The sequence below is a fragment of the Phaeovulum veldkampii DSM 11550 genome, from assembly GCF_003034995.1.
In the GTDB taxonomy this organism is placed as follows: Bacteria; Pseudomonadota; Alphaproteobacteria; order Rhodobacterales; family Rhodobacteraceae; genus Phaeovulum; species Phaeovulum veldkampii.
In genome coordinates this window covers 1-5,371 of sequence record NZ_PZKF01000077.1, presented here as the reverse complement: position 1 = coordinate 5,371, position 5,371 = coordinate 1, and the positions used below count along the sequence as shown (strand labels likewise).

Below are 5,371 nucleotides of genomic sequence, written 5' to 3'. Positions count from 1 at the left end.
CTGCCACGCAGGTATCGCCGCGCCCCACCAGCTTGATCAGACGGCTGGCCTGATGGCTGAGCGAGATCTGCGAAAACCCTTCTTCGGCGGCAATCGCGCCGGCGCGCAGTTCGTGTGCCGGGTTCAGATAGCCGTGCATCAGCGCCACCGCCACCGCGCGGATGCCCCGCCCATGCGCCGCCCGCAGCGCCGTGCGCAGGGTGCCCTCATCCAGCGGCGCGATCTCCGCCCCCTCGGCGTCCAGCCGCCCCGGCACCTCGGCCACCGCCTCATACAGCAGATCGGGGCGGCGGATGTGCAGGTCGAACAGCCGCGGTCGCGTCTGATAGCCGATTCGCAGCAGATCGCCGAACCCTTCGGTGATCAGCAGCAGCACCCGCTCGCCCTTGCGTTCCAGCAGGGCGTTGGTGGCCGCCGTCGTGCCCATCTTGACCGCGCCGATCACCGCCGGCGGGATCGGCTCGCCCGGTGCCAGCCCCAGACAGTCGCGGATGCCCTGCACGGCGGCATCGGCGTATCGTTCCGGATTTTCCGACAGCAGTTTGCGCGTCTCCAGCCCGCCATCAGGGCGGCGCGCCACGATATCGGTAAAGGTGCCGCCACGGTCGATCCAGAAATCCCAGGCCATTGCGCCCCCCCCATTTGCGCCGATCTCGGCGCAGCGGGGCGGCAATGTCAACGCGGTGCATATCCGACCCAAAAGATCGGCATTTACAATCCATAGTGTTTCAGTCAGTCTTTCTGGGTCAGCCAGTCCGCCGCGCGCGACAAGCCCAGACCCAACCAAAGGAGACCGGAATGACTCACCTCGCCTTCCCCGGCCCCGCGCATCGGGCCAACCTTGCCGCGGCAGAGCCCAAGCCCCGCCTGGGCGAGATCATCGCAGTCCTCGCCTCGGGGTTGAAGTGCAATGCCCGCGGGCTGGACCTGATGCTTGACCGGATCGAGGCCACCGCATGACCGCGACCATGATCTTCGCCAATGCGGCGCCCGCCCATGATGCCACCGTGCTGACGCAGGGCGGCAACCAGGCCAACATCTTGCTGAACGGTCAGGTCTATACGCTGCGCATCACGCGGGCGGGCAAGCTGATCCTGACGAAATAGCCGCGCTGGCCCGACGCCGCCCGCGCTGTTATAGCGGGCGGCGGAGGGGCCCATGCAACGTATCTTTATCACCGGAACCGCCGGGTTCATCGGCTATCACCTTGCCCGCCTGCTGCTGGACGAGGGCTTTGTCGTGCATGGCTATGACGGGCTGACCGATTACTACGATGTCACGCTGAAACAGCGCCGCCATGCCATGCTGATGCAGCACGCGGGATTCAGCGCGACCGAGGCGATGCTGGAAGATCAGGCCACCTTCGATGCCGTCGCCGATGCGTTCCGGCCCGATGTGATCATCCACCTGGCCGCGCAGGCGGGCGTGCGCTACAGCCTGGAAAACCCTCGCGCCTATATCGACGCCAACGTGGTTGGCACCTTTACCGTGATGGAGGCTGCTCGCCGCCTGAAGGTGCGGCATCTGATGATGGCCTCGACCTCGTCAGTCTATGGTGCAAACGAGGCGATGCCCTTTGCCGAAACCGACAAGGCCGACACGCCGCTGACGATCTACGCTGCCACGAAAAAGGCAACCGAGGCGATGGGCCATGCCTATGCCCATATTCACGACCTGCCGGTGACGATATTTCGATTCTTCACCGTCTATGGCCCTTGGGGCCGGCCCGATATGGCGCTGTTCAAATTCACCCGCGCGATTTTGGCGGGCGAACCGATCGACATCTACAACCACGGCGAGATGTGGCGCGATTTTACCTATGTGGGCGATCTGGTGCGCGGTATTCGGCTGTTGATGGACGCAGCACCGCTGCGCCCGGTCGTGGCGGCCGATATTGCGCCAGGCGACAGCCTGTCGCCCGTGGCGCCCTATCGCGTGGTGAACATCGGCAATTCGCAAAAGGTGCGGCTGCTGGATTTCGTCGAGGCGCTGGAGGCCGAACTGGGCCGCGCCGCGATCCGCAACCTGATGCCGATGCAGACGGGCGATGTGCCCGCCACCTGGGCCGATGCAAGCCTGCTGCAATCCCTCACTGGCTATCGCCCGCAGACCGAGGTGCGCGAGGGCATCGCCCGCTTTGTCGCATGGTATCGCGACTATTACCGGGTTTGACCGAGGGCAGGGCGCGCAAGAGCGGATCAAAGGCGCCGCTCAGCGTGAAAAGCTGATCGGCAGGGTAAAGCTGTAGCTGGCCGCATCCAGCCCCTTGGGTGCGGCGGCAAAGCGGCCTGCGGCGCGCACCGCGCGCAGCGCCGCCGCATCCAGCGCCGGATGGCCCGACGAGGTGGCGACCGAAACCGATTGCAACGCCCCGGTGCGACTGACCGACAGGCTCAGCAGAACCCGGCCAGAGGCCCGGCCCGCCGCGGGCGGGTAGGATTTGCGCCGTTCCACCTTGGCGCGGATTGCGGCCCCCCAACTGGCCTTGGCCGCGTTGGCCTGTGCGGGCGACAGCGTGCCCGCAGTGGCCCGGCCTGCCTGCCCCGCGCTGGCGCCGCCGCCGCTGCCTGTGGCGCGCTGCGCAGGCTGGCTGACGGCGGCTGGCGCGGTCTTGGGGTTGGGCTTGACGGTTTCGGGCTTTGGGTCTGGCTTCGGTTCGGGTTTGCGCGCCTCTCGCGGGGGGGGCGAGGCTGCAACCTGCGCATCGGGCGGCGCATCGGGCGGCGCGGGCAGGGCGATGCCGGGCATGGGCAGGCGCGGCGGGGCGGCCACCGGTGCGGGCGGCGGCGGGGCAGGGGACGCGATCTGGGGCGGGGTCTGCGGCGGCAGGGCCAGCTCTGGCGCGGGCAGGGCCAGTGGCGGGCGGTCCCATTGCGCCACCAGCGCAACAAGGCCCGCATCGGCGGCCTCGATCGACACCGCCGCAGCGCCGCCTGCACCTGCGGCCACCGCCCCGGCGCTGTCGCCCAGCATCGCAAAAGCCGCCAGATGCAGCCCCAGCGCCAGCCCGGCAAAGAGCGGCACCTCCAGCGCCCGCCTCATGGCCGCACCGTGACCAGATGCACCTCGGCAAAGCCGAGGCGGGCCAGAGCGGGCAGCAGCGCCGCCAGCCGCGCCGCGGGCGCGCCCTGATCGGCGCGCAACAGCAGGCGCGGCGGGGTCGCGGCGCAATCCTGCGCGGCGCAAAATTCGACCCGCGCCGCAGCCAGTGCGGCCAGTGCCGCCACCTCACCGGTCTGATCGCGAAAGCCCAGAGCACCCGCGGCGTTCAGATGCAGCGACAGGGTGCCATCGGCCTCAATCTCGGCCTCGGCCTCGGGCAGGGTGACGGGGAACGGCTCGGGCGGGGCCAGTTGCGCCGAGATCAGAAAGAAGATCAGCAGCAGAAACACCACGTTGATCATCGGCAACAGGTTTTCGGCAGCGCGGCGGCGGGGCGGGTCGGAAAAATCCATCGCTCACTCCACCAGAACCAGCCGGGTAAAGCCTGACGTGTGCAGCCGGTCCATCACCGTGATCAGATCTTGCAGGCTTGCGGCCCCGCGGGCGCGCAGCACGATCGGGTCGGCCGGGGTTTCGGTCAGCCCGGCCAGTGCGCCCGCCAGCGCCTCGGGCGCGATCACCACCCCGTTCAGCGAAACCCCCGTCGGGCCAACATCGACCAACCTCGGCGGGCCCGGCCACGCCTGCCCTGGCGCGGCGCCTGCGGCGTTCAGCGCGATCACCGCATCGCTGCCAAAGCGCGAGGCCAGCATGAAAAACACCAGCAGCAGAAACACCACGTCGATCATGGGGGTGAGGTTGGGCCTGCGCCGGGGCCGGGCGGCGCCAAAGTCAAACATCACTCAGCCGCGGCGGCGCGCAGCAGCGCGGGCGCGCGGGCAGGGCCTTCGGGCTGGGCGGCATGGTCAAGGCCGGGGCGGTTGCCGCGCAAAAAGATCTGGGTGGCGGCGTCTTCCATGTCGTGGCGCAGCCCGTCCACCACGCTGTCGAACCAGGTCAGCGCGACCTGCGCCGGGATCGCCACCGCCATGCCCGCCGCGGTGGTCAAAAGCGCCTCCCAGATGCCGCCCGCCAGCAGCGCGGGATCGGCACGGCTGCCCGCCGCCTGTAGCGTCTGAAACGCCGCGATCATGCCGGTTACAGTGCCCAGAAGGCCCAGAAGCGGCCCCACGGTCGCCGCCAGTTCCAGCCCCCGCAGCCCGCGTCGCGCCTGTGCCAGAAGGCCGCGCGCCACGCGGGCGGTTTCCGCCTCGGCGGCCGCGCGCGGCAGCGTCGGGTCGGCCGCGGCCTGCATCGCCGCACGCACCAGCCGCGCCCGCAATGACCGCCGTTCCGCCACCGCTGCCATCGCCCCCAGCCGGTCGCCCTGCGCCCAAAGCGCCAGCGCACATGCCGCGTGCCGCCCCCCTGACCAGGCGCCGAAGGCCAGCAACTGCGACAGCTTCCACAGGATCAGTGCCAGCGTCGCCACCGACAGCGCCGCAATTGCCCACATCGCCGCCCCGCCCATGTCGATGAACTGAATGGCGCGGCCCAGCAGGCCATCGTGCAGGGGCGTGACAACAGAAGGGTCCGGGATCATGGCAGTGACCTTTCAGAACCAGAGGGGCCCGCCGGGCGCTGTGCAGCAATCTGCCAAGCGTAGATAGGGCCGGTTGCATCAGTCAAGATTGGCCTCCTCCAGCATGGGGAGACGGGTCGGGTTCGGGGCAAAGCCCTGTTCGGCCATCCAGTCCTGCGCGCCCGCCGTCACGGCGGCGTGGACCGCGCGCCCTATCGCTTCGCCCAGCGCGGTGTGCAGCCCGGCATAGCCGCCGCAGCCCACGTCTGCGGCCAATGCGATGCAATCGGTGCCGGTGCCGGTGGCGGGCCCGCCGGGCAGCATCAGCCCGGCCTCGATCACCGCGGCGGTGCGCGCCTCGGCCACGATGGTCATGGCCTCAAGCATTGCGGTGTCGGTCAGGCCGGTTTCGGCCAGAACGGCGATGTTGATCGTGCCATGGCCCGCGCGCGGCGTGGTGCGCCGGGTGCCGATGCGTTCGGCATTGCCCAGCCCGACGGTGGCCACGCAGCCCACGCAGATGCCCGCGACCTTGGTGCGGGCCACCTGATAGCGGCCGATATCGCGCGAGGTCAGCATCGCCACAGCCGCCGAATGCCCATTCTGCCCCAATTCGGCGCTGAACCACGTTTCCACATCAAGTTCGGGCGGCAGATCGGCATTGCGCACCTCGCGCCAGACGATCCGGTCGGCGGTGGCAAAGCCGGGGCGGTGCGGCGCAAACGACAGCACTCGGCGCGGGCGCCCCAGATCGGCCAGCAGCCAGGGGCGGGTCAGATGCACGCTCAGGCTCATGCCAGCACCCCC

General features: G+C 69.4%; 9 protein-coding genes. 3 read left to right on the top strand and 6 right to left on the bottom strand.

Annotated features, from left to right (window positions below; all coding sequences use genetic code 11):
* On the bottom strand, nucleotides 1-628 hold a 628-nt coding region (locus C5F46_RS15625; RefSeq protein WP_328588586.1), incomplete at its 3' end, for a hydantoinase/oxoprolinase N-terminal domain-containing protein.
* Nucleotides 629-798: 170 nt separating this feature from the next.
* On the opposite strand from C5F46_RS15625, the gene C5F46_RS16800 reads away from it, so the two are divergent.
* From C5F46_RS16800 to C5F46_RS15610, 3 genes are read left to right on the top strand one after another with little or no spacing between them, the layout of a single operon-like run.
* Entirely contained in the window at nucleotides 799-960 is a 162-nt protein-coding gene (locus tag C5F46_RS16800; protein WP_168796833.1) for a hypothetical protein, read from the top strand.
* Entirely contained in the window at nucleotides 957-1,106 is a 150-nt protein-coding gene (hemP, locus tag C5F46_RS15615; RefSeq protein ID WP_107326236.1) for a hemin uptake protein HemP, read from the top strand. The genes C5F46_RS16800 and hemP overlap by 4 nt, the downstream gene beginning before the upstream one ends.
* Nucleotides 1,107-1,158: 52 nt before the next feature.
* A complete protein-coding gene (locus C5F46_RS15610; protein ID WP_107326235.1) occupies nucleotides 1,159-2,172 on the top strand; it encodes an NAD-dependent epimerase/dehydratase family protein in 1,014 nt (337 codons plus the stop codon).
* A gap of 39 nt (nucleotides 2,173-2,211) precedes the next feature.
* Here C5F46_RS15610 and C5F46_RS15605 read toward each other — a convergent pair whose 3' ends face one another.
* From C5F46_RS15605 to C5F46_RS15585, 5 genes are all read right to left on the bottom strand, one after another.
* Nucleotides 2,212-3,042 (bottom strand): TonB family protein, encoded by an 831-nt coding sequence (locus C5F46_RS15605; RefSeq protein ID WP_107326234.1) that lies wholly within the window; start codon nucleotides 3,040-3,042, stop codon nucleotides 2,212-2,214.
* On the bottom strand, nucleotides 3,039-3,455 hold the full coding sequence (locus tag C5F46_RS15600) for an ExbD/TolR family protein (protein WP_107326233.1): 417 nt from the start codon (nucleotides 3,453-3,455) through the stop codon (nucleotides 3,039-3,041). Before C5F46_RS15600 ends, C5F46_RS15605 begins: the two co-directional genes overlap by 4 nt.
* Before the next feature lie 3 nt (nucleotides 3,456-3,458).
* A complete protein-coding gene (locus C5F46_RS15595) occupies nucleotides 3,459-3,842 on the bottom strand; it encodes an ExbD/TolR family protein (RefSeq protein WP_107326232.1) in 384 nt (127 codons plus the stop codon).
* On the bottom strand, nucleotides 3,842-4,585 hold the full coding sequence (locus C5F46_RS15590) for a MotA/TolQ/ExbB proton channel family protein (protein ID WP_107326231.1): 744 nt from the start codon (nucleotides 4,583-4,585) through the stop codon (nucleotides 3,842-3,844). The genes C5F46_RS15595 and C5F46_RS15590 overlap by 1 nt, the downstream gene beginning before the upstream one ends.
* A 78-nt stretch (nucleotides 4,586-4,663) precedes the next feature.
* On the bottom strand, nucleotides 4,664-5,359 hold the full coding sequence (locus C5F46_RS15585; protein ID WP_107326230.1) for an adenosylcobinamide amidohydrolase: 696 nt from the start codon (nucleotides 5,357-5,359) through the stop codon (nucleotides 4,664-4,666).
* Between the last annotated feature and the right edge of the window lie 12 nt (nucleotides 5,360-5,371).

Coding starts and splice junctions, on each gene's coding strand:
- C5F46_RS16800 (WP_168796833.1), top strand. CDS start 799: ATGACTCACCTCGCCTTCCCCGGCCCCGCGCATCGGGCCAACCTTGCC.
- hemP (WP_107326236.1), top strand. CDS start 957: ATGACCGCGACCATGATCTTCGCCAATGCGGCGCCCGCCCATGATGCC.
- C5F46_RS15610 (WP_107326235.1), top strand. CDS start 1,159: ATGCAACGTATCTTTATCACCGGAACCGCCGGGTTCATCGGCTATCAC.
- C5F46_RS15605 (WP_107326234.1), bottom strand. CDS start 3,042: ATGAGGCGGGCGCTGGAGGTGCCGCTCTTTGCCGGGCTGGCGCTGGGG.
- C5F46_RS15600 (WP_107326233.1), bottom strand. CDS start 3,455: ATGGATTTTTCCGACCCGCCCCGCCGCCGCGCTGCCGAAAACCTGTTG.
- C5F46_RS15595 (WP_107326232.1), bottom strand. CDS start 3,842: ATGTTTGACTTTGGCGCCGCCCGGCCCCGGCGCAGGCCCAACCTCACC.
- C5F46_RS15590 (WP_107326231.1), bottom strand. CDS start 4,585: ATGATCCCGGACCCTTCTGTTGTCACGCCCCTGCACGATGGCCTGCTG.
- C5F46_RS15585 (WP_107326230.1), bottom strand. CDS start 5,359: ATGAGCCTGAGCGTGCATCTGACCCGCCCCTGGCTGCTGGCCGATCTG.